The organism is Amycolatopsis sp. NPDC004079 (assembly GCF_040610415.1).
Lineage (GTDB): Bacteria > Actinomycetota > Actinomycetes > Mycobacteriales > Pseudonocardiaceae > Amycolatopsis > Amycolatopsis halotolerans.
Map to the genome: position 1 here is coordinate 19,503 of NZ_JBEXMH010000003.1, position 25,381 is coordinate 44,883.

22 protein-coding genes are annotated in these 25,381 nt (G+C 65.8%); 14 read left to right on the forward strand and 8 right to left on the reverse strand.

Annotation, left to right across the window (positions count from 1 at the left end; all coding sequences use genetic code 11):
* Nucleotides 1-4 precede the first annotated feature (4 nt).
* From ABZX37_RS03725 to dcm, 9 genes are all read left to right on the forward strand, one after another.
* Entirely contained in the window at nucleotides 5-1,396 is a 1,392-nt protein-coding gene (locus ABZX37_RS03725) for a dihydrolipoamide acetyltransferase family protein (RefSeq protein ID WP_354735673.1), read from the forward strand.
* 108 nt (nucleotides 1,397-1,504) lie between these two features.
* Nucleotides 1,505-2,077 (forward strand): TetR/AcrR family transcriptional regulator, encoded by a 573-nt coding sequence (locus tag ABZX37_RS03730; RefSeq protein ID WP_354736191.1) that lies wholly within the window; start codon nucleotides 1,505-1,507, stop codon nucleotides 2,075-2,077.
* Nucleotides 2,078-2,097: 20 nt separating this feature from the next.
* The gene (locus ABZX37_RS03735; protein WP_354736193.1) at nucleotides 2,098-4,032 is read left to right on the forward strand and encodes an ABC transporter ATP-binding protein; all 1,935 of its coding nucleotides are present in this window, start codon (nucleotides 2,098-2,100) and stop codon (nucleotides 4,030-4,032) included.
* A 31-nt stretch (nucleotides 4,033-4,063) separates the two neighbouring features.
* A complete protein-coding gene (locus ABZX37_RS03740) occupies nucleotides 4,064-4,648 on the forward strand; it encodes an ATP-binding cassette domain-containing protein (RefSeq protein ID WP_354735675.1) in 585 nt (194 codons plus the stop codon).
* Complete coding sequence (locus tag ABZX37_RS03745; RefSeq protein WP_354735677.1) at nucleotides 4,645-5,829, forward strand: hypothetical protein; 1,185 nt, start codon at nucleotides 4,645-4,647, stop codon at nucleotides 5,827-5,829. Before ABZX37_RS03740 ends, ABZX37_RS03745 begins: the two co-directional genes overlap by 4 nt.
* Before the next feature lie 17 nt (nucleotides 5,830-5,846).
* On the forward strand, nucleotides 5,847-6,347 hold the full coding sequence (locus ABZX37_RS03750; RefSeq protein ID WP_354735679.1) for a DNA topology modulation protein FlaR: 501 nt from the start codon (nucleotides 5,847-5,849) through the stop codon (nucleotides 6,345-6,347).
* Between the two features lie 338 nt (nucleotides 6,348-6,685).
* The gene (locus tag ABZX37_RS03755) at nucleotides 6,686-7,150 is read left to right on the forward strand and encodes an FxsA family protein (protein ID WP_354735681.1); all 465 of its coding nucleotides are present in this window, start codon (nucleotides 6,686-6,688) and stop codon (nucleotides 7,148-7,150) included.
* Between the two features lie 12 nt (nucleotides 7,151-7,162).
* The gene (locus tag ABZX37_RS03760) at nucleotides 7,163-7,591 is read left to right on the forward strand and encodes a very short patch repair endonuclease (RefSeq protein ID WP_354735683.1); all 429 of its coding nucleotides are present in this window, start codon (nucleotides 7,163-7,165) and stop codon (nucleotides 7,589-7,591) included.
* Between the two features lie 10 nt (nucleotides 7,592-7,601).
* Complete coding sequence (dcm, locus tag ABZX37_RS03765; protein ID WP_354735685.1) at nucleotides 7,602-8,717, forward strand: DNA (cytosine-5-)-methyltransferase; 1,116 nt, start codon at nucleotides 7,602-7,604, stop codon at nucleotides 8,715-8,717.
* Nucleotides 8,718-8,833: 116 nt separating this feature from the next.
* On the opposite strand, the gene ABZX37_RS03770 is transcribed toward dcm, so the two are convergent.
* The 5 genes from ABZX37_RS03770 to ABZX37_RS03790 all read right to left on the reverse strand — a co-directional run bounded on the left by ABZX37_RS03770 (nucleotide 8,834) and on the right by ABZX37_RS03790 (nucleotide 17,334).
* Nucleotides 8,834-12,037 (reverse strand): DEAD/DEAH box helicase family protein, encoded by a 3,204-nt coding sequence (locus ABZX37_RS03770; RefSeq protein ID WP_354736195.1) that lies wholly within the window; start codon nucleotides 12,035-12,037, stop codon nucleotides 8,834-8,836.
* 2 nt (nucleotides 12,038-12,039) lie between these two features.
* Nucleotides 12,040-13,362, reverse strand: a complete 1,323-nt coding sequence (locus ABZX37_RS03775) for a restriction endonuclease subunit S (protein ID WP_354735686.1) — start codon at nucleotides 13,360-13,362, stop codon at nucleotides 12,040-12,042.
* Nucleotides 13,359-15,350 carry a class I SAM-dependent DNA methyltransferase gene (locus ABZX37_RS03780; RefSeq protein WP_354735688.1) on the reverse strand — a complete coding sequence of 664 codons (1,992 nt, stop codon included), beginning with the start codon at nucleotides 15,348-15,350 and terminating at the stop codon, nucleotides 13,359-13,361. The genes ABZX37_RS03775 and ABZX37_RS03780 overlap by 4 nt, the downstream gene beginning before the upstream one ends.
* Before the next feature lie 730 nt (nucleotides 15,351-16,080).
* Nucleotides 16,081-16,626 (reverse strand): SCP2 sterol-binding domain-containing protein, encoded by a 546-nt coding sequence (locus ABZX37_RS03785; protein WP_354735690.1) that lies wholly within the window; start codon nucleotides 16,624-16,626, stop codon nucleotides 16,081-16,083.
* A 63-nt stretch (nucleotides 16,627-16,689) separates the two neighbouring features.
* On the reverse strand, nucleotides 16,690-17,334 hold the full coding sequence (locus tag ABZX37_RS03790; RefSeq protein ID WP_354735692.1) for an SCP2 sterol-binding domain-containing protein: 645 nt from the start codon (nucleotides 17,332-17,334) through the stop codon (nucleotides 16,690-16,692).
* Nucleotides 17,335-17,454: 120 nt separating this feature from the next.
* Here ABZX37_RS03790 and ABZX37_RS03795 point away from each other — a divergent pair, with 120 nt between their 5' ends.
* Nucleotides 17,455-18,111 (forward strand): TetR/AcrR family transcriptional regulator, encoded by a 657-nt coding sequence (locus ABZX37_RS03795; protein ID WP_344282777.1) that lies wholly within the window; start codon nucleotides 17,455-17,457, stop codon nucleotides 18,109-18,111.
* Between the two features lie 387 nt (nucleotides 18,112-18,498).
* Here the strand turns inward: ABZX37_RS03795 and ABZX37_RS03800 are convergent, their stop codons facing one another.
* Together ABZX37_RS03800 and ABZX37_RS03805 are read right to left on the reverse strand one after the other, a co-directional pair.
* On the reverse strand, nucleotides 18,499-19,338 hold the full coding sequence (locus ABZX37_RS03800) for a MaoC/PaaZ C-terminal domain-containing protein (RefSeq protein WP_354735695.1): 840 nt from the start codon (nucleotides 19,336-19,338) through the stop codon (nucleotides 18,499-18,501).
* A gap of 3 nt (nucleotides 19,339-19,341) precedes the next feature.
* A complete protein-coding gene (locus ABZX37_RS03805) occupies nucleotides 19,342-20,676 on the reverse strand; it encodes a 3-oxoacyl-ACP reductase (protein WP_354735697.1) in 1,335 nt (444 codons plus the stop codon).
* Between the two features lie 95 nt (nucleotides 20,677-20,771).
* Between ABZX37_RS03805 and ABZX37_RS03810 the strand changes: the two genes are divergently transcribed.
* Complete coding sequence (locus tag ABZX37_RS03810) at nucleotides 20,772-22,061, forward strand: acetyl-CoA C-acetyltransferase (RefSeq protein WP_354735699.1); 1,290 nt, start codon at nucleotides 20,772-20,774, stop codon at nucleotides 22,059-22,061.
* A 54-nt stretch (nucleotides 22,062-22,115) separates the two neighbouring features.
* On the opposite strand, the gene ABZX37_RS03815 is transcribed toward ABZX37_RS03810, so the two are convergent.
* Nucleotides 22,116-22,622 carry a DoxX family protein gene (locus ABZX37_RS03815; RefSeq protein ID WP_354735701.1) on the reverse strand — a complete coding sequence of 169 codons (507 nt, stop codon included), beginning with the start codon at nucleotides 22,620-22,622 and terminating at the stop codon, nucleotides 22,116-22,118.
* A 185-nt stretch (nucleotides 22,623-22,807) separates the two neighbouring features.
* On the opposite strand from ABZX37_RS03815, the gene ABZX37_RS03820 reads away from it, so the two are divergent.
* From ABZX37_RS03820 to ABZX37_RS03830, 3 genes are all read left to right on the forward strand, one after another.
* Nucleotides 22,808-23,566, forward strand: a complete 759-nt coding sequence (locus tag ABZX37_RS03820) for a MerR family transcriptional regulator (RefSeq protein ID WP_354735703.1) — start codon at nucleotides 22,808-22,810, stop codon at nucleotides 23,564-23,566.
* 130 nt (nucleotides 23,567-23,696) lie between these two features.
* Nucleotides 23,697-24,887 (forward strand): ATP-binding protein, encoded by a 1,191-nt coding sequence (locus tag ABZX37_RS03825; protein ID WP_037809009.1) that lies wholly within the window; start codon nucleotides 23,697-23,699, stop codon nucleotides 24,885-24,887.
* Between the two features lie 256 nt (nucleotides 24,888-25,143).
* Nucleotides 25,144-25,293, forward strand: a complete 150-nt coding sequence (locus ABZX37_RS03830) for a hypothetical protein (RefSeq protein WP_162836041.1) — start codon at nucleotides 25,144-25,146, stop codon at nucleotides 25,291-25,293.
* Nucleotides 25,294-25,381: the final 88 nt, after the last annotated feature.

Consider the following 25,381-nt stretch of genomic DNA (forward strand, 5'->3'; position numbering starts at 1 on the left):
AGAAATGCCCGAGTACAAACAATTCCCCCTGTCGGACACGGCGGAGGGGCTGACTGAGGCCGACATCCTCGCCTGGCGCGTCAAGCCGGGCGACACGGTCACGGTCAACCAGATCGTGGTCGAGGTCGAGACCGCGAAGGCCGCTGTCGAGCTGCCGATCCCGTGGGCCGGGGTGGTCACCGAGCTGCACGTGGAACCGGGGCAGACGGTGGAGGTCGGGACGACGATCCTGACCATGGACGTGGATCCCGGCGGGAAAGCCGCGCCCGCGCCCGCCGCTGCTGCTTCCGCTGCCGCGCCCGCTCCCGCCGAGGAGGAGATGAAGCCGCTGGTCGGCTACGGCTCCAAGGCGGCCGGAACAACCCGGCGGGCGCGAAAGCACCCCAATGTGGCATTGGGTGCGTCGCATGCACCGAACGCCACATTGGATGCGTCGCATGCACCCAATGCCACATTGGGGCAGCCCCCGGCCCCAGCGGCGCCGGCGGCACCGGCGGCCCCGCGTGGGGGTTACGTCCCGCTGGCCAAACCGCCGGTCCGCAAGCTGGCCAAGGACCTCGGCGTCGACCTGCACTCGCTCACCGGCAGCGCGGACGGCGGCGTGATCACCCGCGACGACGTCCACGCCGCCGCCAACGGTTCCGCCGCCCCCACGATGTCCGCAGTGTCCACTGTGGAGACTGGCTACGACCCGGCCACCCGCGAGCGGCGCGTGCCGATCAAGGGTGTCCGCAAGGCGACCGCGGCCGCGATGGTGCAGAGCGCGTACACCGCTCCGCACGTCACGGAGTTCCTCACCATCGACGTCACGCCGATGATGGAACTGCGCGAGAAGCTCAAGAAGTCGCGCGAATTCAGCGGCGTCAAGCTCACTCCGCTCGCGTTCGCGGCGAAGGCCGTGTGCCTCGCGGCGAAGCGCACGCCGGACGTCAACGCGGTGTGGGACGAGGCCGCGCAGGAGATCGTCTACAAGGACTACGTGCACCTCGGCATCGCGGCGGCGACCCCGCGCGGTCTCGTGGTGCCTAAGATCCGGGACGCGGATTCCTTGTCGCTCAAGGAACTCGCGGTCGCGCTCACCGAGCTGACCGACGTCGCGCGCGAGGGCAAGACCACTCCGGCGGCGATGCTGGGCGGGACGTTCACGATCACCAACGTCGGCGTTTTCGGCGTCGACACCGGCACGCCCATCATCAACCCGGGCGAGTCGGCGATCCTGGCGGTCGGGGCGATCCGCGACACCGCGTGGGTGGTCGACGGCGAGATCAAGGTGCGCAAGGTGATGCAGCTGTCGCTGAGCTTCGACCACCGGGTGGTCGACGGGCAGCAGGGGTCGGAGTTCCTCGCCGACGTCGGTGCGCTGCTCGCCGATCCGGCGGTCGCGATCACGTACTGAGCCGAGGGCCGTGTCCACCTGGGCACGGCCTTCGCTTTATCGAGTTGACGGAGTGAGCACTCACTCCGTAGCGTGGCGAGCATGGAAACGAGGAAAAGAGCACCGGGGATGGCCCCGGACGACCGGCGGCGGATGATCGTCCGCGCGGTGCTGCCGCTGGTCGTCGAGCACGGTCTCGGGGTCACGACCGCGCAGATCGCCCGGGCCGCCGGGATCGGCGAGGCCACCATCTTCCGGGTCTTCAAGGACAAGGACGAACTGTTCGACGCGTGCGTGGAAGCCGCGCTCAATCCGGCGGAGGCGCTGGAGATGATCGGGGAGATCCCGGCTGAGCTGCCGTTGGAGAAGCGGCTGGCAGAAGCCGCCGAAGCGATGAACGCGCACCTGCGGCGAATGGGCGCGGTGATGGCCGCGACCATGAAGGGACGCCCGCGCGCGGCGGCGGAAGAGGCGCGCAACCGCAAGTCAGTGACCGGAGACAGCCGCCGCGAGTCGCTTGAGGCGATGCAACGCGCGGTGCGGGAGCTGTTCGTCCCGGACGCCGCCCGGCTGCGGCTTCCGGTGGACAAGGCCGCTTCGCTGTTCCTGGCGCTGCTGTTCACGCAATCCCGCCCGATGCCAGGCGCCCCGACTACTGACGAGGTCATCGACGTCTTCCTGCACGGTTCGGTGCTGGCGTGATCCCCGGCGGTGGGGGCGGGATCGAGATGGCCCTCGGCCGCCGCGGTCGCCGCAAGATGGCGCAATCCGTGCCGGACAGCGGTCTCACCGGGCCGGTCGACATCCCGGAACCGGAGCAGCCGGAACAGCCGAAAGGCCTGCGGGCGCGGCTGTCGCGCATGCGCACTTCCGTGGCAGGCACCGTCCGCGGCCTGCCGAAGGTCGCGAAACTGACCTGGCAGGCCAGCCCGGCGCTGACGATCGTGCTCGCGGTGATCACGCTGGCGTCCGGCCTGCTGCCGACGGTCACCGCGTATATCGCGAAAATCCTGCTGGACTCGGTGGTCGCGGCGATCCAGCATCGCGGGTCGACGGCGGACATCGTGCGCATCACGCTGTTCCAGTTCGGCGTGCTGGCGGCGACCGCGATCAGCAGCTCGCTCACCACGATCGCGCAATCCCTGTTGCAGGAACGGATGACGCTCAGCATCCGGCACCAGGTGATGCGGCACGCGAGCGACCTGCACCTGGCGTACTTCGAGGGCTCGGCTTCCTACGACATGCTGCGCCAGGCCGCGCAGGAGGCGCCGACGCGTCCGTTGTCGATGATGACCTCGGCGCTCGGCCTGATCCGGACGCTGATCACCTTCGCCAGCATGATCGCGCTGCTGGTGTCGATCAGCCCGCTGCTCGCGCTGGTCGCTTTGCTGGCCCCGATTCCGGCGTTCATCTCGCAGTCGAAGTACGGTTCGCGGGCGTTCTGGCTCACCTTCATGATGTCGCCGATCAAACGGCGGATGGACTATCTGTCCTCTTTGGTCACCACGGACACGTATGCCAAGGAGACCAAGCTGTTCGGCCTCGGTCCGTACTTCGTGGACCGGTTCCGGAAGCTCGGCGTCGTGGCCTATGACCGGCAGCGGAAGCTGACGGTGAAACGGAATGTCAGCTCGACGTCGTGGGGATTGCTGAGCACGCTGGTCGGCTCGGGGATCGCGTTGTACATCGCACTGGAAGCAGTGGGCGGGCGGCTGACGCTGGGCGACTTGGCGCTGTACACCGCCGCCGCGACGTCCGTGCAGAGTTCGGTGACCGGGCTGTTCACCGCGTTTTCCGGGATGTACGAGAACAATCTCTACCTGGACACACTGTACCGGTTCCTCGACACCACACCGGAAATCACCGCCCCGCCGAAGCCGCGGCCACTTCCGTCCACTGTGGATGGACATATCCAGTTCGAGTCGGTGAGCTTCAGCTATCCGGGCGCGGACGAACCGGCCTTGCACGGGGTGAGCTTCGAGATCCGTCCCGGCGAAACCGTCGCCGTGGTGGGCCGCAACGGCGCGGGGAAATCAACGTTGTTCAAACTGCTTTGTCGGCTATATGACCCGACGGCGGGCCGGATCCTGTTGGACGGCGTTGACATCCGCGAGTACGACCCGGTCGAACTGCGCACCAAGATCAGCGCGATGTTCCAGGATTACGTGACGTATCAAGGCACCGCGGCGGAGAACATCGGCCTCGGCGACCTGAACCGGCTCACCGATCGCGCGCACATCGAGGAGTCCGCGCGCCGCGCCGGAGCCGACGAGCGCATCGCCCGGCTGCCGACGGGTTACGACAGCCCGCTCGGCCGCTGGTTCGACCAGGGCGTGTCGCTGTCCGGCGGGGAATGGCAGAAGATCGCGCTGGCCAGGGCCTTCCAGCGCGAGGCCCCGATCCTGATCCTGGACGAGCCGACGTCGGCTTTGGACGCCCAAGCCGAGCACGACCTGTTCAACCGGCTGCACACGTTGTCGCGCGGGCGGACGACGCTCTACATCTCGCACCGGTTCTCGACGGTCCGCCAGGCCGAGCGCATTCTGCTGCTGGACCACGGAAAAGTCGCGGAGTACGGAACGCACGAGGCGCTGATGGCGGCCGACGCCGGATACGCGGAATTGTTCACGCTGCAAGCGGAGGCGTACCTGAAGTGATTATGTTGGGGTGATCAGCCGAGGGGGTTTCGTGCTCATCACCACTCAGGACCTGGGGGTCACCGCGGGCGAGACTGAGCTGTTCAGCGGTCTCGACCTGGCCGTCGACGCCGGCGAATGCCTGGTCGTCCGCGGTGCCAACGGGGCGGGGAAGTCGACGTTGCTGCGCTGTCTCTATGGGAACCAGGTGCCGACGTCCGGTTCCGTGTCCGTCTGCGGCGGACCGCCCGACGAGCGGTCCGCCGCTTTCCGCCGCCGGGTTTCGGTGCTTTTCGACGATTCGGCGCTCTTCGACGAGCTCACGCCGCGCCAGCATCTCGACCTGCTGCGCAATTCCTTCGGCGGCGAACTGGCCGACGGTCCGGTGCCGGCTCCCGACGTGCCCGCGTCGGAGCTGTCGGCCGGACAACGACGTCGGCTCCTGCTGCACGCCGCGGTCGCGCGCCCGCACGAGGTGCTGTTGCTGGACGAACCGGAGCGCGCCCTGGACACCGACGGCCGGGCTTGGCTGACCACTCTGGTCCGCACCAGCACGGGACGCGGCGCGGCGGTGGTCGTGGCGAGCCATCACCCGCCGCTCGCGGACGAGGTCGCGGATTACGTGGTGGACCTGTGAAACGCCCGGACCTGGTCCTGGCGCTGGTCATCGCGGTCGGCCTGCTGGGATCGCCGTTCTACAACACCGAACTGGTGCGGAGCCAGCTGATCGGCGGCGCTCCGGTGGGCGCGCTCGGCAGCCTGCTCGTGCTGTGCACCGGCCTCGCACTGGCCTGGCGCGCGACCTTGCGCCGAGGCTATCTGTGGGCCCATCCCGCCACGCTGACCTGGGACGATTTCGACGGGCAGCGGCCGGCCGCGCTCACCCATCGGCTCGTGCTGGACTGGGCCGCCCGATTCGGTGTCGCCGCGTATTTCTTCGCGGTGTCGGGCATGCTCATCGGTTTCCCCAGCTCGCTCGTCGGTCCAGTGGTGCTTTTCGTGGTTGTCGCCGCACTGGCGCTAGCGATGGGCCGCCGCCACTCGCTCCCCGGCGAATCCCTTCTCCCGCTTACCCTCGCGCTGCCACTGATAGTTCCACTGTGGACATACGTGGTCGCCGCCGCCATCGTCGCCTGCACGTTGGCCCGGTCCGCTCCGTTACCGCACACGGTTTCTCGCGACACCCTGATCCGGCACTACACCGAACGCATGGTGCGCCGGACGTCCGCCGCCTTCCTGGACGTCTGGGCGCTGCTCCCGGCCGGACGCCCAGTGCCGTGGCGGAACGCGTTGGCCGGGCGTTTCATCGTCACCCGGTATGTCATCACGGGGACTCTCGCGCGCCGGTACACCCTCGGCCTGCCGGTCTTCCTGGCACTCGCCGTAGTCGCGACCCACGCGACCTTCCCCGCCGTGACGTCAGTGTGGCTGCTCGGCGTCGGCGGTTATCTGGCGCTGCTGCCGTTCACAGCGCCGGTCGCGCAGTTGCATCGAGTGCCCGGACTTCGCCGTTGGCTGGACGCGTCAAACCTGCGCCTGCACACCGTGACCTGCGCTTTCCTGTGCCTGCTCGCCCTGGTCTGGGCGGGTGTGGTCCTGCTGCTGGGCATCCCAGCCTCCGTCAGCGCGGTCGTGGCTGTCCTGATCGCCGCGCTGTCGGCGGTGCGCTCGGTGACCCGCGGCCCGCTGGACTTCAGCTCGATGGGGATGGTGCTGTACGAGGGCGTGCTGATCCCCGCCGGACTGGTGCGGCAACTCGTCCGCGGCCCGGATCTGCTGGTGCTCGGATTAATTGCCGCGAGTTTCGCCCCGGTCTAGTTCTAGGCTTGCTCGCCATGGGGCGACGCATCATGGTCACTGGCTGCTCCGGGGCCGGAAAATCCACCCTGGCCAGGCGCATCGGTGCCGCCCTCGACATCCCGGTCACACATCTGGACCGGCTCCACTGGCGTCCCGGCTGGGTTGAAGCCCCGCCAGAAGAGTTCCGCGCCGCCGTCGCCGAGGCCGCCAGCACGGACAGCTGGGTGATCGACGGCAACTACAGCAAGACGTTCGACCTGCGCCTGCCGTTCGCCGACACCGTCGTGCTGCTGGACGCCTCCCGCTACACCTGCCTGTATCGGGTCGTGGGGCGGCAGCTGCGCGAGCGGGGCCAGGAAACGCAGGCGCCCGGGTGCGTTTCGAAGATCGACGCCGAGCTGGTCCAGTGGGTCTGGAAGTGGCCGACCCGCCGCCCGCTGATGCTGCGGCGGATCGCCGCCGAAGCGCCGACCGCACGGCAGGTGCTGCTGCGCTCGCCGCGCGAGGTGTCCGCGTTCCTGCAGCGCCTGCGGTGATCGCCTCGCGGGACCGGGAATGCGGTGCCGCACAAATGGAAGCCGAGTTGGAAAGATCCTGTTCGAGGCGGCACAGGCATGGCGTCAGGCCGGTGACGACGACCGCGCCGTCGCACTGTTGACCCAGGCTGTCGCACTGGGCGGTGCGGAACCCGAGCAGAACTCGCCGAGGTGCTGTTCGATCTCGGCCGAGCAGTCCCCGGTCCGCCTGGACGAGTTGCGGGACCAGCGACTGTCCTCGCCTCTTCCGACCGAGCGATCGGCAGCCCATCCCGGCACCCTGACCTGGACTTTCTCGCGGCCGGGAGCAAAACCCGGCACTCGTTCGTTCACTGAGTATGGCTGTCGTGTTCCTGCTCTACGTCATCGCTGAAGTCGCCGCCATCTGGGCGGTCGGCTCGGTCGTCGGTGTGCTCGGCACGATCGGTCTGCTGATCGCGGGCGCGTTCGTGGGCTCGTGGCTGGCGCGCCGCGAGGGCGGCAAGGCGATGCGCGCGTTCATGGCGACCGCGCAGTCCGGCCGCAGTCCGGAGAAGGAACTGACCGACGGCATGCTCGTCGCGCTCGGCGGCGTGCTGATCATGGTCCCCGGTTTCGTCAGCGACGTGCTGGGCCTGCTGATCCTGGCACCGCCGACCCGCTCGGTCGCCCGGCGGTTCTGGCTGCGCCGCGCGGAGAAGCGCGCCGTCCGGTACGCCAACCAGCGCCGCGGCCCGGTGATGGTGGTGGACAGCGAGGTCGTCGCGGAGGAGCCGCGGCCGTCGAACCACCCGGTGATCGAAGGCCGGATCGTCGAAGGCTGAGTCTTTGCCACAATGGCTCCCGTGGAGCGGCTGGTAACGACTTCCGCGGTGAGCGCCCGCATGAGCAAACAGAAGTCCCGCAACACCGGGATCGAAATGGCGCTGCGCAAGATCCTGCACGCCGCCGGGTTCCGCTATCGAGTGCACCGACGTCCGGTCAAGGGCGTCCGCCGCGAGGCTGACCTGGTGTTCGGCCCCTCCCGCGTCGCGGTTTTCGTGGACGGCTGCTTCTGGCACGGCTGCCCGGAACACGGCACGTGGCCGAAGAACAATGCGGATTATTGGCGGACCAAGATCGAAACCAACCGCCGCCGAGACGCGAATACCGATCAGCTGCTGCTCGAAGCGGGCTGGCTCTCGGTGCGAATCTGGGAACACGAAGCCAGCGATGTCGCCGCGTCGCGGGTGATCGAGACCGTGCAGGAACGCCGACCCCATTAATGTTGGCGCCATGCCTCTACCGGGTCAGCCCACCGCCGCGGAGTTCTTCGCGGGCATCGGTCTCGTCCGCCTAGGCCTGGAACCGGCCGGCTTCGACGTCGCGTGGTCCAACGACATCGAACCGGCGAAGCAAGCCATGTACGAGGCACACTTCAACGACCAGGGCTCGCACGAGTACGTCCTGGGCGATGTCGCCGCCCTGCGTGGCGCCGACCTGCCCACGGGCCTCAGCCTGGCCTGGGCTTCTTTCCCGTGCACGGACCTCTCCCTGGCTGGCTGGCGCCGCGGCCTGGCGGGTTCGCACTCGTCGACGTTCTGGGAATTCACCCGCATCCTGGACGAACTGGGCCCGGACCGTCCGCCGGTAGTAGCGCTGGAAAACGTCGTAGGCCTGGCCACGAGCCACGGCGGCGACGACCTCCGCGCCGCGATCCGCGAACTCAACCGGCTCGGGTACTCCGCGGATGTCCTGACCCTGGACGCCCGGCGGTTCGTTCCGCAGTCGCGACCGCGGTTGTTCATTGTTGGTGCGCAGAATCCGCCCCCCGACTCGCCCGCGCCGTCGCCGCTGCGCCCGGCCTGGCTCTCGCTTGATCCGTCGTTGCGGACCCATCGCGCCGCCCTGCCCGCGCCGCCGCCGCTGCTGGTCACCGGGCTGTCCGCCGCTGTCGAACGTCTGTCCACCGATGACGAGCGTTGGTGGGCTGCGCCGCGTGCTGACGCATTCATTGGCTCGCTGTCACCGCTTCAACTGGAACGACTGACGCAGCTCAAGTCGGGAAAGAAGCTGGTGTACCGGACGGCCTACCGCCGAACCCGAAACGGAAAGCCAGTGTGGGAAGTCCGGCCAGACGACATCTCCGGCTGCCTGCGCACCGCCCGCGGCGGGTCGTCGAAACAGGCCGTCGTACAAGCTGGCCGAGGCAGCGTTCGGGTCCGGTGGATGACCCCACGCGAGTACGCCCGGCTGATGGGCGCCGGAAAGTACGCACTGGACGGACTACGGAACAACCAGGCCCTGTTCGGCTTCGGGGACGCGGTGTGCGTGCCGGTGGTGCAGTGGCTGTCAGAGAATTACCTGATGCCGTTGGCCCGTGGGGAAAGGAGCTTCAAAGCCGTCGGCTAATCCGCCCGATGTGAGCAACCCAGCGCGCAAGCCCTTGGCACCATCCGCACCGAAGAGGTCCTGGCAAGTCCGCTACATGGAACCAATGCAATTTTTAGTGACCACTAGAGCCTCATTCAGCGTCTGCGGTCGCCTCTTTTGTCGTCCGCAGTGTCCATACGAGCGCGCCGCGCCTGGTAGAGGTACGCACCAATCAGCCTGATGAACTCATCGGCGCGGTCGCTTTCGCCAGTTAATGCCTCGGTCAACTTCCCGAATACACCCTCGTTCAGCACAGCCGCGTCGGTCAGGGTCTCACGCAGATCTGGAGAAATCAGGAACTGGTCGATCGCGTTGTTGTCGATTTGCTCGGCGATCCGCGGGTCCTCCTCGGCCATGCCAGCCGCAGCGGTGATAAAGCCACCAATCTGCGGGTCCGCGAACTCCCCGCCAAAAAGCTCATTGACTTTCTCAATCACCTCCGAGAGCAGCACCTGCCTCGGGTCGTCCCGGGCAACGCCCGACCCAACGCCCGTGATGCCCTTCAGCGCCAGCGTCTCTAGGTCCCCGACCAGGGCAATGTCAGCTCTCCCCTGGTTGATCTGCTGTACCCGCTTCAGCACGACTCCGGACAGGTCCACTTCGGCCTTCGGGTCTTCGATGGCAAGGAGCCTCACTAGCTGCCGCAGGAACTCGGCGAGCTTCTCCAAGTCAGTGGTGCCGTAGTCAACGACCTGCGACATGAAGTCGTACAAGCGCACGTACGAGCTGCAATCCTTGCGGAACTCGCGCAGCTTATGGAGCGCCTCCCTGTCGTCTTGCGCTGTCGCGTCGGCCCAGCGGTTAGCGAATTCGTTCCGGACCGGCGCAATCGCCGCAGCCAGAGCCTGATGGGACTGCGAGCCCCACCAGGCCGCCGCGTACCGCTCCACGTCGTCTATAACATAGATGCGCGCCTGAGCGATCTTTGTCGCCAGCTGATGGACCTGGTTCGGGTCCGTCTGTGTCTCGACGTGTGCCTCTGTGTAGTACGGTAGAAACGCTTTCTGTATTTCGTTCGGGTCATTGACGAAGTCCAGGACGAAGGTCTTGTCTTTTAGCTCGCCCGACGTTGCCCGGTAGATCCGGTTGAGCCGCGAAAGGGTCTGCACGGCATGGATATCGGGCAGTTTTTTGTCGACGTACATTGCACACAGGAGCGGCTGGTCGAAACCAGTCAGGAACTTCTCCGCTACCAACATCAATCGGTAGTCGGGGTGCTTGAAACGCCTAGCAAGATCATTTCCGAGTCCTGCGTTCATAGTTGACTCGGTCGCCTTTTTCAGGCCATATTCAACATCGGTGATGTCACCGGAGTAGGCAACGATCGTCTTGATCCCGTAGCCCTTGGCACGGATGTACTTGTCGGTTTCGACCTTGTACCGCACTGCGGCCTGACGGGAGTCGGTAACGACCATCGCCTTGGCCTGGCCATCGAGCAACTGAGAGACATTGGCGCGGAAGTGCTCGACAATGAGCTCGACCTTCTGGCCGATGTTTGACGGATGCAGGTTTTTGAACCGCATAATCTTCCGAGTGGCTGCCTTTGGGTCCACCAATCGATCAGAGTTGTTGCCGACGATCGATGTTACTACCCCGGCCGCGCTACGCTCTTCAATCTCGAACGCGGTCTTGTAAGTCTGATAGCCGCGCAGCACGTCGAGGATGAAGCCTTCCTCGATCGCTTGCCGCATCGTATAGACATCGAAGGAGACAGGCTTACCGTCACCGTCGGGCCGTCCGAACAACGTCTTGGTCTTTGCCTTCGGTGTCGCGGTGAACGCGAGGAATGAGATGTTCTTCGCGTGGGCACGTGCGGCCGTCTCTGCGCGAATCCGTCGCTCGCGTTCATCATCGGCCGCCAGCAGATTGTTGACGACATCTTGCTTATCTGCCAATTCGCTCTCGCCCGCCTGCTCACTGTTCGCGGCAAGGACCGTCTTCAAGTCTGCGGCGGTTTTGCCCGACTGCGACGTGTGGGCCTCGTCGACGATGACCGCGAAGTTCTTGTCACCGAGCTTCGTCTCGAGCAGACCCTTGACGTAGGGGAAAGTCTGGATCGTCACGACGACGATCAGCGCGGGCCCGGCCAACGCGTCTAGTAAAGCCCTCCCCTTCGAACCGCCAGAGCGGCGTACAGCACTAGAGTCGATGACTGCGATCGAGTTGGAGTTGTCGTCGACCTGCTCGACAGCATCTTGTAGCTGTCGGTCCAAGACCTTGCGGTCAGAGACGACCACGACCTTGTCGAACACCTTTTCGTTGCCAGCGTCGTGCAGGCGTGCGAGCCGGTGCGCACTCCACGCGATCGTGTTGGTCTTGCCCGAGCCCGCCGAGTGTTCAATCAGATAGCGACGTCCGGGCCCTTCCTCGCGTACAGCCTCGACGAGCTTCCGGACTGCCCGCCACTGGTGGTAACGAGGGAACATCAGCGTCTTGCTACGTTTGATCCTCCCAGTGACCGGGTCTTCATCGACGTCCTCACGCAGGAACATCTGCGAGCCGAGGATGCCCAGCCAATGATGTCTCTCCAGCACTTGCTCCCACAAGTAGGAGGTCGCTGCACCGTCGGGGTTCGCGGGGTTTCCCTTAGCTCCGTTCTCGTGGCCTCGGTTGAATGGCAAGAAGTAGGTCTTGCCGCCGGCCAGCCTCGTGGTCATCCAGACCTGGTCGTCGTCGACGGCGAAGTGGACAAGCGCACGACTGCCGAAACCGAGTAGCGGCTGGCCCTTCGGGTCACGGTCCGTCTTGTACTGTCTAACTGCGGCGCGCCACTCTTGTTTGAAGAACGATTTAAGTTCTAACGTAGCTACCGGCAGCCCATTAACAAAGAACACCAAGTCGATCGAGCGGTTGTCGCCACGCTTAGGGGAGAAGTGCACCTGACGAACGACACGCAGACGCACAGTGTTATACGCCTTGGTTACGGTGGGGTTCAGCGTCGTCGCTGGAGCGAACTGGCACATGCGCAGGTGCGCGGTCTGACCACGAGTATGCGAAAACGTCCGTCGCAACACATTTAGGGTGCCGCCGCCAGAGGTCATCGGGGTGTCGAGACGCATCACCAGGGCATCAAGCAGCGCGTCCTTGTCCGCCAACTCGGTTGAAGTGCCGACTTTGACGACCTTTTCATATTCCTCGGGCTGAGTGCTCTGCAGCCACCGGTGCACGTCGTCGGGCCACAGGGCACGCACTGTGTCGTAGCCGCCGTCTGCGGAGCTGTAGTCCCAGCCGTTGGCAGCCAAGTACTCGGCGATCTCGGTCTCGAACGCCTCCTCGCGCGCCTGATCTGCCGTTGCCACTGTCAATTTGCCTTCCGTGTGCTTGCGACAGTGCGTACGTCGAACTGCCCCGTCACAGCAGCAGTGATGAGCGCCGCACGACGCTCCTTGGCAAAAGCAATGTGCTCTTTAGCTTTGACGATGAGATCGTCGATGCGCACTGTCTGCTCGTCCAACTCGGCAAGCGCTCGACGCTGCTCCTCGACCGGGGGGAGAGTCATCGGCAGATTCACGATATCGCCCTGGCTTATGTTCAACATCGAAGAGCTCGCACCCGTCGCCTCTATCTCAATCAAGTCACGCCATCTCTCGCTTCCAAGCACTGTGGCGACAAACCGTGGAATTGCTCGGCGTTCGTCGAGTACGAAGGCATAGAGTTTATCGCTCATCATCAGGCGTGGAAAATCCCCTTCGACGACAGCAGCGCTCCCGACGAGGTCGCGGGTGTTCGCGCGGGATACGATAAGATCGTTGCGCCGAACCACGATCTCAGGGCGTGGATTCTCATTAGCCGGCAGCTCCTTGTTCTCCGTTGGGCGAAAGATGCCGCCGTTTGCAGCACCGGCCTTGAGAACTGCCCACTTCTCGATCCCATCAGCGGGCCAGGCATAGCACTGAGGGCTCCAACCCTGTCGGACCGACCGGATGACATGCTTCAACCGCGAACCGGTTGGACGAACCCCTGAGACCGCCAACTCAGCCGCCGCGCTGCGACGTTGACGCAGCAGCACGATGAGCTCCTCCTGTTTAGCTACGAGCGCATCGATCCGTGCGGTCTCGCGGTCCAGAAAGTCAGCGATGACCTGCTGCTCCCCTAGCGGCGGGCGCGGAATCGTGACTTTTTTGAGGTCGGCGCTCCGGATGCCTACTCGAGTCACCCCAGACGCGAGCACTGCCCACTGTCCCGCGATCGGTTCCGACCGAAGCGTCCAAAACAGAAATTTGGGCACGACCTTCTTGGGCATTGGCCGCACAATCGCGAGATGGTAGCCGCAAATCAAATCGTCGGCCTCGTACTCCACAAACGCGGGGATCCCGATGTCGTCGGCCGCCTCAGAGTCCTTGGTGATCAAGGTGTCTCCGATTCGAATTCGAAACCGCTTAATCTGCTCCCGCGCCGCGGTCGCCGTCATAAAGTCCAGAGATTCCACGATAGAATCGTTGTGGTAGACATCTACATAGTTGGAAAGCCGGACTAATTGTTCTCCATCGACGGAGTGCTTATCGACATTACTTGTCCACGCGTCGGCTAACTCGAAGAGGCGCGCACCTGTCCACCCTGCAGGTAATGTCCCGAGCCATTTTCCGACGCGTTCGACGACAGCCGGGTGTTCGACGACGGTCATAGCTCGACGTCCTTCAGCATCTGCAGAATCTCGCTGACGACCCTGTTGAGATCAGCATCGATCTCTTCCAGCGGCCGGGGCGGAACGTATTCATAGAAATGCCGGGTAAACGGGATATCGTAACCGGTCTTGGTTTTAGTCTTGTCGACCCAGGTGTCGGGGTCGGGAACATGAGGTTTGACCTCGGCCTGGAAGTAGGCATCGATGGTCTCGTCGACGGCATCATGGGTCTTGGGATGGCCGCCCCAACCGAATGGGATGTTCTCAGTGTCGCGAAGTGCGGGATCAGGCTCGATCTCGCCCTTGTGCTTGCCCGATTGCACGTAGCAGACATCGGCGTTGTCGTCATGGCGGCCAATCGTCTGCCAAAGGGCCTTACGCTGAGCCGCACTAAGTTGCACCCTGGCGTCACCGAGGTGCTTGCCAATGTCCCGAAGGAATTCCTCACGATTCAGGTACAGTCGCTCGCCGAACAACCTGAGAGCCTCGACTAGGCCCACGACCTTGCCCAACGTCTTGTGCTCGGCGACGTCATCGATCCGTTCAGCTGTGCACTCGAAGTTGAGCCGCAGCGGTCGTTCGACGGTAATTGTCCAGTATGCGAAGTCGCGGTTCTCGAAGATTTTCGAGGTAGCGGAGAGTGCACGGGAAGCGAACGTCTGGACGATCGCCGCACGGTTTTTCTCAGCGATCTCGACGCGTTTGGAGCCGATCGACTTGCGTAGCTTGGTTCCCAATCCAGTCGCATCGATCAACTGGACGGTGCCCTTTCGCTCAACGGGCTTCGCGTTCGACAGGATCCACAGGTAGGTGGCGATGCCGGTGTTGTAAAACATGTCGTTCGGCAGTGCGACGATCGTCTCGACCAGGTCGTTCTCGAGCATGTGACCGCGGATCGCAGACGGTCCGGTACCTGCGGTGCCGTTGAACAAAGGCGATCCGTTCAGGACGATTCCAGCCTTGCCGCCACGCCCGCTCTCGTCCACGTCGCGCAACTTCGAGGCGACGTGCAGGAGGAACAGCATTGCGGCGTCACCCGTTCCAGGCAGCCCCGGCGCGAACCGTCCTCCGAGCCTGTGCTCAGCCGTCACCCGAGAGGCGACGGCCTTCCAGTCGGTGCCGAACGGAGGGTTGGACAGCACATAATCGAATTTTCGATCTTCGAACCGGTCTGCGACAAGGGTGTCACCGAGACGAACGTTCGTCGGATCCTGTCCCTTGATCAGGAGATCTGCCTTACAGATAGCGTAGGTGCGTGGGTTGACCTCCTGCCCGAATAGGGCAGTTGTGGCGCTCTTGTTGAGATCATGCAGATGCTCGTCGGCCACTGTCAGCATGCCGCCAGTGCCGACGGTCGGGTCGTAGATGGACCGTACCTGACCGCGGTCGCGCAGCGCCTCGGTGTCTTCGGCATAGATCAGATCGACCAGCAGACGCACGACATCACGCGGTGTGTAGAACTGGCCGGCACCGTCGTTGGCGGACTCGGCGAATCGGTAGATCAGGTTCTCGAACAGGTCACCCATGTCAGCGTTGGAGACGCTCTCCGCGGACAGGTCAATTCCTGAGAAGTGTCTCGCGACCTGCGAGAGACGCTCACGGGTGTGGAGCGTGCGGATCACGTTCTCGAAATCAAAGGCCTTGAACACGTCCAGACTCGAGGAGAACCCAGCGACGTAGTCAATGAGATTTTCCTTGAGGTTATCCGGGTCTTGCAGTGCCCGCTTGAGCGTGTAATCGCTGGTGGTCCAGAAGCTCAGCCCCGTACTGTCAGCGGTCCTCGTCTCGATCTTCAGGTGGGTACGGCGCTGCGGCTCACCTGGATGCTCCTTGACGATCTCGGCCATCGTCTCCCGGTGCGGCTCCATTACGCACTCCAGGCGACGCAGCAGAGTGAACGGCAGGATCACAGAGCCGTACTCGGCTTCTTGATAGGGGCCGCGCAGCGTGTCGGCAACACTCCACACGAAACTGCTGAGGACGCTCAATGTCGTTACTTCCGGTCGTGGTCTGAAGGCCGTCACGGCTCCGCTGATCGAGTCCGCCGGGGCGCACCGCACCCTATCGGCGAGCACCCAGTCTCGTCTCGCTCAGTAGGTGTCCATGAGACGTCGAATGCGGTCAACGGCTCCGCCTTGGATGGATCGGCAGGGCCGATCTATGCCTCACTGCATCCTTCAGTCCTCTCCACGATGCGCTTTCAGAGGATTCTGTCTGCTCTGGTCAGGAGGAGCAACGACGCTCCGGGTGCGTCAAGCTTGCGCGTGCCTCCACCGCTGACGGGGCATGGCCGACACCGATGTCGCATCGGCTGCAGTCAGCTCGCGACACACAATTCGCCCATCTGCGTAGCGACCGGAGATGGTTGGGTTCGAGGGTAGGGCCTGAACCAGGTGCACCGAGCCATCGTAGCTGCCGCGTGTGAAACAAGTTTTCCGTTCTGGCACTTCGAAAGCAGGCCGGCGAAGGATTCCTGGCCAGGGGCTTGATCCGGCATGTGTTCGGCAGGTTCCGGTGGCGAGCACACCCTAGTGCACCATCCCGAGATCGCCGGCCCGTACACAGCCTTGCGCATCCTCAACGAGGAAGCTTTCGACCAAATTTACGCCCGGCGACACGCGCTCAAAGTTGAGGTGCGACGGGCAGCGCATGATTCGCTCCACGCGTTCCTGGCAGAACGACAGCCGCGCCACGCGCTGGGGTGACGGAAGCCGCCCGCTAGTCCGCCCCAGTCGGCTTAGGAATGTCGAAGTACCCCGACAACCGCACCGCCGGCGCGTACTCGCCCTTGACCTTCACCTTCCCGGTAACGAACATCGCCGCCACCGCAGCATTCCCGGTCGCCATCCGGATGAAGTCCTCCACCGCCACGGTGATCGTCGTGTCCGGTGTCCGAGCCAGGTCGGTGCTCGACACGCACAACCCGTCCTCGATGACCGTTTGGTAGCGGTCGAAATCGTCCCCGGCGGGGAAGCGCCACGAGACCACAATGTCCACGTGCCGGGCTCGTTCCGGGAGGAAGTGTTCCGACATCCGGCGGAAGATCTCGTCCAGGAAGACCGCGCGCAGCTCGTCGTGGTCGGCGATGCCTTTCAGCTGCTCCCGTGAAGCCGCGGCGACGACATCCACCAGGGCCTGGGTGGTCAGCGAGCCGATGTCGATGCCGGCTCCGGCCGTGCCGAGCATGTGCAGCGTCTCCAGGACCTGCACGAACTGCTCCGGCGTCAGTTTGCCCACCTCGAGGGTGCGGGCGAAACCGTTCACCGCGTGCTCACCGGGTGAGTGCGCGGCACGCATGCGCGAGCGCCAGCGGGACACCGGGGCGGCTCAGGCCGGTCGGGGGAGGTCGAAGTGGCCGACCAACCCGGCTGCGAAGGCCAGGTCGCCCTTGACCTTCAGTTTTCCGGTCACGAACAGGACCGCGGGCGTCGCCTGGTGGGTGATGATGCGGAAGAAGTCCACGGGCGAAAGCGTAATCGTCACCCGGGGTTTCTCGCGCATTTCGCGGGACACGGTGCAGGTCCCGTCGGAAAGCACCGTCTCGTAGCGGTCGTAGCCGCCATCGCCGGTGCCGCCGGACAGCCGCCAGTGCACGACCGCGTGCAGCGACTTCGCACGGATGTGCGCTCCCATGCGCGCGAAGATCTCGTCCAGCACCCGCTCCCGCAGCGCGCGTTCGGCGACCACGGCCTCCAGCTGCGCCCGCGACGCCCGCGCGACCAGCGTGGCGAACTTCGTCGGGTCGACCTTGTCCAGGGAGAACGCCGGCACCTGCTCGGACAGCCGGACCAACGCCGCCAGCAGGCGGTTCATGTCGGAACGGCCCAGCTCACGGGGGTCAATGGCGTCCGCGACCGCGTTGACGTCGAGCGCGCTCGCGTCGACGGCTTCGGTGCGGTCCAGCGCGTCCAGCAGCGCGACCCCGCGCAGGCCGGCCAGGTCAGAGCTGGTCGCCTCCGGGTTGTCGGCCATCTTCCACCCCTTCCAGAACTTTCCGCCGTAAGGCTACCGGTGAGTAGGTAGCCCGGCAAGCAACGCCGGGGGCCTGGCTCCGGGTACCGTCCGTGCCAGCGAGAGGGAGGAAACAGCACTGTGCCCGACGAAGATCAGCGCCCACCCGAGCGAGCGAGACGGCTCCCGAGGGCGGTCCGTGAACGCCAGATCCTGGACGCCGCGGTGCGGGTGTTCTCCCAGCACGGCTACCACTCGGCGTCGATGGACGAGATCTCCGAGGTCGCGGGCGTCTCCAAGCCGATGATCTACACCTACCTCGGCTCGAAGGAAGACCTCTTCGGCAAGAGCATCCAACGCGAGGCGACCCGCCTGCTGGAAGCCATCCAGGCCGGCGTGCAGCCCGACCTCCCGCCGGACATGCAGCTGTGGCACGGCCTGCGCTCGTTCTACCGCTTCGTCGCCGAATACCGCGAGTCCTGGACGGTGCTGCACCGCCAGGCTTTGACGGTCGGCGGCGGTTTCGCGGCAGAGATCACCGCGATGCGCACGCGCGCGATCGAACTGGTCGCGGCGCTCGTGGTGGCCGCGGGGACGCGCAAGGGCCTCGGCGAGCAGACGGAGTTCTCCGGGCCCGGCTTGGCCGCCGCGCTGGTCGGCGCGGCGGAATCGCTGGCCGACTGGGCACTGGACCACCCGGAGATCTCCGACGGCGTGCTCGCGTCCTGGCTGATGAACCTGGTGTGGCTGGGGTTCAACGACCTTGTCGAGGGGCAGGTCTGGAAGCCCTCAGAGTGAGCCGCTCTGGCTGTCTCGATCTGCGCGTTGGTGTGTTCACGGTCTTCTCGTTCTGGTGGCTCAACGCGCGACCAGGTCGGTACTCATCCCGCTGGTTCTCCGCAACACCGGTGCACTGCCGATTGTCGTTCGAGATCTCCGCGTCGTGGTGCGGGGAGAACCGGCGACGACCTCTCGGCAACGTTCGCCGTTCCCGGTCGGAGCGTCGCCCAGATATTCGCTGAGTTCGACTCCGCTCCGCCGGGCTTCCAGAACCTAGATCGCGAGATTCGCGTTGAGGCTCAACTCGGACGGCGGGCAAGGTGGCACCACGTGGTCACTTTCGTGCTTCACGCATCGGCGGCCATGCATCCCGAGCAGTACCTCGAGTACCGAAACGAGAAGCCCTCAGAGGGCTGAGATCACCCCGTCCAAATGGGGCTTCGGCTTCCGGGCGTGCCACAACTCGAACGCCCATCCGTCATCCGTCTGCCAGGTCGTGAAGGCCGCGCGGCCTGGCAGCAGCACCGGCTGCTTGAACCGCACCGCGACGCTATACGCGTCCGGCAGCCGACCCTCGAAGGACGCCAGTGCGTGCGCCTTCGTCCACATGCCGTGCGCGATCGCCTTCGGGAAGCCGAACAGGCGCGCGGTCAGTGGGTGCAGGTGGATCGGGTTGCGGTCACCGGAAACCTCGGCGTAGCGGCGGCCGATGTCTCCCGGGACGTGCCACAGCGCGGACGGTTTCGGGGGCGTCAGCTGAGTACGCGGGCCCGATGAACCCGAGCCCGAACCCGTGCGGCGGAGATAAGTCGACACCTCGCTCCACACGGTGTCCGCGCCGGAGTGGACCTCGCTCACCATGTCGAACTGGGTGCCTTTTTCGTGCGGGCGCAGGTTTTCCGCGCGCACGCTGACCCGGAACGTCTCGCCGAGCAGCAGCGGGCGGTGCTGCGTGATCCGGTTCTCGACGTGCACCAAACCCAGCAGCGGGAACGGGAAACCCGGTTCGGTCATCAACGCCATCTGCAGTCCGAAGACCAGCATGTGCGGATACGTCGCCGGAAGCTCGTCCGAGAAGCGGAATCCGCAGACTTCGTTGTAGGCCGCGACATGTGCGGGATCAACGACGACCTCGAGGCGCACCAATTCCGTACTAGGCAGGGTCGAGCCGCCGCCTCGGCGCAGCAGGGCTTTCGGGTACAGCGTCGCCAGGCTTGGCGCGCTCGTCACTTCACGAACGGCCATCCCTCACGCCCCCAGCAGCGCCTGGCCGCACACGCGGACCAGGTTTCCGTTGACCGCGGCCGACGCCGGATTGGCGTACCAGGCAATGGTTTCCGCGACGTCCACCGGCAGCCCGCCCTGACCGAGGCTCGACAACCGCCGTCCGGCCTCGCGGATGAACAGCGGGACCGCAGCGGTCATCTTGGTCTCGATGAACCCGGGCGCGACCGCGTTGATCGTGCCGCCGTACTCCGCGAGCTGCGGCGCGCCGACGTTCACCATTCCGATCACGCCCGCCTTCGACGTCGCGTAGTTCGTCTGGCCGACGTTCCCCGCGATGCCCGCGATGGACGAAACCCCGATGACGCGGCCGTTTTCGCGCAGGACCTTGTCGCCGAGGAGCTTGTCGTTCACCGCGAGCTGCGCGGCGAGGTTCACCGAGATCACCGAATCCCAGCCGCCCTCGGTCATGTTGCCGAGTGTCTTGTCGCGGGTGATGCCGGCGTTGTGCACGACCACGTCGACGCCGCCATGCCGGGAAGTCAGGTACTCGGCGAGCTTGGCGGGCGCGTCCGCGGCAGTGATGTCCAGCTGCAGCGCCGAACCGCCGATTCGATTGGCCACAGTGGACAGATCGCCGCCCTGCGCGGGGATGTCCAGCGCGACCACGTGCGCGCCGTCGCGGGCGAGCGTTTCGGCGATCGCCTCGCCGATGCCGCGCGACGCCCCGGTGACCAGCGCGACCTTGCCGTCCAGCGGCTTGTCCCAGTTCTCCGGCGTGGGCGCGCTCTTCGCGTGCGTGCCGACGCGGATGACCTGGCCGTCCACGAACGCCGACTTCGCCGACAGCAGGAACCGCAGCGTCGACTCGGCCGCGTCCTCGGCTCCTTCGGCCACGTACACCAGCTGCGCCGTCGCGCCGCGCTTGAGTTCCTTGCCGACCGAGCGGACGAAACCCTCCAGCGCGCGCTGCGCGATCCGCTCGCGGCCCTCGGCCAGCTCCGGCGGCGTGCCGAGCACGACCACCCGGCCGGAGGAACCCACCTTGCGGATCACCGGGTGGAAGAACCGGTAGACCTCACGCAGCTGTCCCGGATCCTTCACGCCGGTGGCGTCGAAAACCAGCGCCGCCTGCCGGTCGGCCGGCGCGCTGATCACCTCGATGCCGGCCTCGGTGAGCTGCGCCCGAACGCTCTTCTCCAGCCGTCCGCCAGGCGCGGCGCCGAGAAGTGCGGGACCCTCGAGTGCGGGTTGGCCGGGATGGTGCCGGCGCAACGTCGCGGGGTTGGGCAGGCCGAGCTTCGGCACCACGAATTTCCCCAGCGGAGTCCTCGTGAACTGCTGGTACCTGTCCGCCATCACGTGCCTCCCGTGCAGTCTGCGTCACGTCGCAGTCTAACCTACTCGCTAGTAGGTTACAGTGTGAAAGGGACGACTCAGAGAGGTGGACGCCCATGGCGACCAGGAAAGCCCCGGCAGTGCGCAAGGTCGCGATCGTCGGCGGAAACCGGATCCCCTTCGCCCGGTCGAACGGCCCGTATTCCCGGGCCTCGAACCAGGACATGTTCACCGCCGCGCTGGACGGTCTGGTCAGCCGGTTTTCGCTGCAGGGCGAGGTGCTCGGGGAGGTCGCCGCCGGCGCGGTGCTCAAGCACTCCAAGGACTTCAACCTCGCCCGGGAGAGCGTGCTGGGCAGCAAGCTCTCGCCCGCGACGGCGGCGTCGGACGTCCAGATGGCGTGCGGCACCGGATTGCAGGCAGTCATCAACGTCGCTCACAAGATCGCCCTCGGGGAAATCGATTCGGCGATCGCGGGCGGCGTGGACACCACGAGTGACGCCCCGCTGGCGGTGAACGCCAACCTGCGCCAGATCCTCGTGCAGCTCAACGCGGCGAAGACGCTCGCTGACCGGCTCAAGCTGGTCGCGAAGCTCCGGCCGGGCCACATCGTCCCGGAGATCCCGCGCAACGCCGAACCGCGCACCGGATTGTCGATGGGGGAGCACGCCGCGCTCACCGCGCAGGTCTGGGACGTCACCCGCGAGGCGCAGGACGAACTCGCCGCGACCAGCCACCGCAACCTCGCCGCCGCCTACGACCGCGGCTTCTTCGACGACCTGGTCACGCCGTACCTCAAGCTCGCCCGCGACCAGAACCTCCGCCCGGACTCCTCAGTCGAAAAGCTCGCCAAGCTCAAGCCGGTCTACGGCGGTCCGGACGGCACCATGACGGCGGGCAACTCGACGCCGCTGACCGACGGCGCGTCCACCGTCCTGCTCGCCACCGAGCAGTGGGCGAAGGCGCACAACCTGCCGGTGCTGGCGTACCTGACGTTCAGCCAGACTGCCGCGGTCGATTACGTGCACGGCGACGAGGGTCTGCTGATGGCCCCGGCGTACGCGGTGCCGCGGATGCTCGAGCGCGCCGGATTGACGTTGCAGGACTTCGACTTCTACGAGATCCACGAGGCGTTCGCGTCGCAGGTGCTCGCCACGCTCAAGGCGTGGGAGGACCCGGCGTTCGCCAAGGAGAAGCTCGGCCTCGACGCGCCGCTCGGCTCGATCGACCGCGCCAAGCTCAACGTGAACGGCTCCTCGCTGGCGGCCGGGCACCCGTTCGCGGCGACCGGCGGCCGGATCGTCGCGACGCTCGCGAAACTGCTGAACGAGAAGGGTTCCGGGCGCGGCCTGATCTCCATTTGCGCGGCTGGCGGCCAGGGCGTCACCGCGATTCTGGAGAAGTAAGCGCACGAAGAAGGCCGCCGCCCGAACTCTCGGGCGGCGGCCTTCTTCGTGCGGTCAGTCGGTGAGCGACTTTTCGGCGCGCTTGGCCAGTTTGTCGGCGCGCTTGCCCGCCTTCTTCGCCGCGCGCCGGGCCCGCCAGCCCAGCGACGGCTTGCCCGCAGTGTCGCCCGCGGCCAGCAGCAGCCCGCCGGCCAGCGACGCGTTCTTGAAGAACTGGATCTGCTGGGCCTGCTTCTCGCCCGGGTCGCTCAACTGCCAGAACCGGTGCGCGGACAGCGTCGTCGGCACCAGCGACCCGAGCAGCGCCACCGCCGCCAGCCGCGGGGCCTTGCCGCTCGCCAGCGCGAGCCCGGCCCCGATCTTGACCGCCGCGTCGATCCGCACCAGCGTGGCCGGATCGCGCGGAACCTGGTCCGGCACCAGTCCCTCGACCTTGTCGAAGGTCTCGGTGAGGAACGGTTCGGCCGCCTTCGCGTGGCCCTGGGTGTCGCGCAGGGCACCGATGCCGCCGAGCACGAAGATCGACGCGAGCAGTGGACGTGCCACCCGGCGCAGTATCACGGTCTCGCCTCTCTGGTCTGGAATCCCTGGGGAAGAACCTACAACCGGGATTGCCCGCCACGCTGCCCGCCGAACCGAGCTAGCGATACCTAGCTAAATATTGCTCTGACTCTAGATTGCCGTAGACAGTTCTATCGGGGTTCGGGCTTGACCTTGACGCTGCGTCAACCTCTACCGTCGAAGCCGTGGTCAGGACGGAATGGTCGATCCAGGACATCGCCCGGTCCGCGGGCACGACGAGCCGGACCCTGCGGCATTACGACGCCGTCGGGCTCCTGCCGCCGACGCGGATCGGCGGCAACGGCTACCGCTACTACGACGAGAACTCACTCGTCCGGTTGCAGCGGATCCTGTTGCTGCGCGACCTGGGACTGGGGCTGCCCGCGATCGCCGAGGTGCTCGACGGGCAGCGCGACGGCGTCGCGGCGCTCGAAACGCACCTGGCGCTGCTCAAGCGGGAGCAGCAGCGGATCGGGCGGCAGATCGATTCCGTGCGGACCACGCTTCGGAAACTGAAGGGAGGTGAACGACTGATGGCAGAGGAAATGTTCGAGGGATTCGACCACACCCAGTACCAGGAAGAGGTCACCCAGCGCTGGGGCGCCGACGCCTATCGCAAGGGCGACCAGTGGTGGCGCTCGCTGTCCGAGGACGAGAAGAAGGCTTTCCAGCAGGAACAGCTCGACATCTCGGCGGCGTTCGGAGCTGCCCGCAAGAGCGGGTACGACTCCGGTTCGGACGAGACGCAGGCTGTCACCGCACGGCTGCACAACTGGCTGCAACCGGCCGCGGGGACCGTCTCCAAGTGCTACTTCGCCGGTCTCGGGCAGATGTATGTCGACGACCCGCGGTACGGCTCGTACGACGAGAAGCACGGCCCCGGCACGGCCGAGTACATCCGCGACGCGATGAAGATCTACGCGGAGCGGAACCTGACGGACTAACGCTCCGTCAGAAGGTGCGCTGGGGGTAAGGATGGACGGGGCTGCAGACCCGGCCATCCTTCGGCGACACGCACTAGCTGTATATGCGCGAATATCGGGCTAGCTCTAGATACCTCGATACGGTGACAGAGTGGACCCCATCCGCAACCCCTTCGCGCCCGGCGCCGGGCAGCGGCCGCCGGAGCTGGCAGGCCGGGAAAGGGAGCTGAAGGCGTTCGAGGTCGTTCTCGAACGCGTCGCTCGCGGACGCCCCGAACGCAGTCTCGTGCTGACCGGCCTGCGCGGGGTCGGCAAGACGGTGCTGCTGGGGGAGTTGCGGTCGATGGCCGTCCGGCACCGGTGGGGTGCGGGCAAGATCGAGGCGCGACCGGACGCGGAACTGCGACGTCCGTTGTCGGCGGCCCTGCACCGGGCGATCCGCGACCTCGCCGTGCGGCATCGCGCGCCGGACCGGGTCGAGGAAGTGCTCGGGGTGCTGAAGGCGTTCGCGCTCAAGGCGAACAAGCCGGACGCGAAGCTGCGCGACCGCTGGCAGCCCGGCATCGACGTGCCCGCAGCGCAGGGCCGGGCGGATTCCGGCGACATCGAGATCGACCTGGTCGAGCTGTTCACCGACGTCGCCGAGCTCGCCGCGGACGTCGGCACCGGCGTCGCGCTGCTGATCGACGAGATCCAAGACCTGCAGCCGGACGACGTCTCGGCGCTGTGCGCGGCTTGCCATGAACTGTCGCAATCCGGCGCGCCGCTGGTCGTGGTCGGGGCGGGGCTGCCGCATGTGCCCGCGGTGCTGTCGGCGTCGAAGTCGTACTCCGAGCGGCTCTTCCGCTACTCGCGCATCGACCGGCTCAGCCGCGAGGACGCCGACTACGCGGTGATGGCCCCGATAGAACGCGAGGACGCCGGGATCGAACCGGAGGCGCTCGACGCGCTCTTCGACGCGTCCGGCGGTTATCCGTATTTCATCCAGGCCTACGGCAAGGCCGCCTGGGACGCCGCGCCTGCGGACCCGATCACGGTCAAGGACGTGCAGGTCGCCGCGCCGGAGGCGGAGTCCGAGCTGGCAGTCGGGTTCTTCGGTTCGCGCTACGAACGCGCGACGCCGGCCGAACGCGAGTACCTGCTCGCGATGGCCGAGCTGACGCAAGGCCGCGACGAGGCCGCTGGCACCGCCGATGTGGCCGTCTACCTGGGGCGCAAGCCCTCGTCGCTGTCGCCGGCGCGCGACAGTCTGATGAAAAAAGGCCTGGTCTACTCCGCCGAACGCGGGCAGATCGCCTTCACCGTGCCGCACTTCGGGCACTACCTGCTCGGCCGGGACTGAGCGAATCTTCCCCTCGCTACCGGTCTATGCGGCTGCCTAGCCGTTTCTAGTGATTTCGATAGATAGCCGTAGAGGACGTTAGCGCGTTAGCGGCTTGTGACTGCCGACACGCGATCTGTCCGGTGACCTTCAGGAAACTGCCGATGATTCTTCGGCAAGTGCCCCATGTCACCGCAGATTCGTTGGCTTCCTTGTGAAAAAAGGTGCATACTAGAGACACAGCCACCGAAGACCTCTGAAGGGGATGCAAGAGACCATGAGCAACATCGCCGCCAAGCTCCGTGCCCGTCGCGCCGAGGCTCGCACTCGCCGGGCGCTGAACCGGGCGATCGACACCGCGGCCACCTCCACGGTCCGGCAGGAGCTCATCGCCCTCGCCCAGGCGCGTCAGCCGTTCATGCGCTGACCTGCACAATCAACCTGTTGGTGTGTCACTCACGTGAGTGATCTAGACCACAGCGAATCCTGGGTGTAACGCCGCGGAGAGCCGCGTC

Bases quoted from the DNA above. Each gene is read 5' to 3' on its own strand.
- ABZX37_RS03725 (WP_354735673.1), top strand. From the start codon at position 5: ATGCCCGAGTACAAACAATTCCCCCTGTCGGACACGGCGGAGGGGCTG.
- ABZX37_RS03730 (WP_354736191.1), top strand. From the start codon at position 1,505: ATGGCCCCGGACGACCGGCGGCGGATGATCGTCCGCGCGGTGCTGCCG.
- ABZX37_RS03750 (WP_354735679.1), top strand. From the start codon at position 5,847: ATGGGGCGACGCATCATGGTCACTGGCTGCTCCGGGGCCGGAAAATCC.
- ABZX37_RS03755 (WP_354735681.1), top strand. From the start codon at position 6,686: ATGGCTGTCGTGTTCCTGCTCTACGTCATCGCTGAAGTCGCCGCCATC.
- ABZX37_RS03760 (WP_354735683.1), top strand. From the start codon at position 7,163: ATGGCTCCCGTGGAGCGGCTGGTAACGACTTCCGCGGTGAGCGCCCGC.
- dcm (WP_354735685.1), top strand. From the start codon at position 7,602: ATGCCTCTACCGGGTCAGCCCACCGCCGCGGAGTTCTTCGCGGGCATC.
- ABZX37_RS03775 (WP_354735686.1), bottom strand. From the start codon at position 13,362: ATGACCGTCGTCGAACACCCGGCTGTCGTCGAACGCGTCGGAAAATGG.
- ABZX37_RS03790 (WP_354735692.1), bottom strand. From the start codon at position 17,334: ATGGCCGACAACCCGGAGGCGACCAGCTCTGACCTGGCCGGCCTGCGC.
- ABZX37_RS03800 (WP_354735695.1), bottom strand. From the start codon at position 19,338: ATGGCCGTTCGTGAAGTGACGAGCGCGCCAAGCCTGGCGACGCTGTAC.
- ABZX37_RS03805 (WP_354735697.1), bottom strand. From the start codon at position 20,676: ATGGCGGACAGGTACCAGCAGTTCACGAGGACTCCGCTGGGGAAATTC.
- ABZX37_RS03810 (WP_354735699.1), top strand. From the start codon at position 20,772: ATGGCGACCAGGAAAGCCCCGGCAGTGCGCAAGGTCGCGATCGTCGGC.
- ABZX37_RS03830 (WP_162836041.1), top strand. From the start codon at position 25,144: ATGAGCAACATCGCCGCCAAGCTCCGTGCCCGTCGCGCCGAGGCTCGC.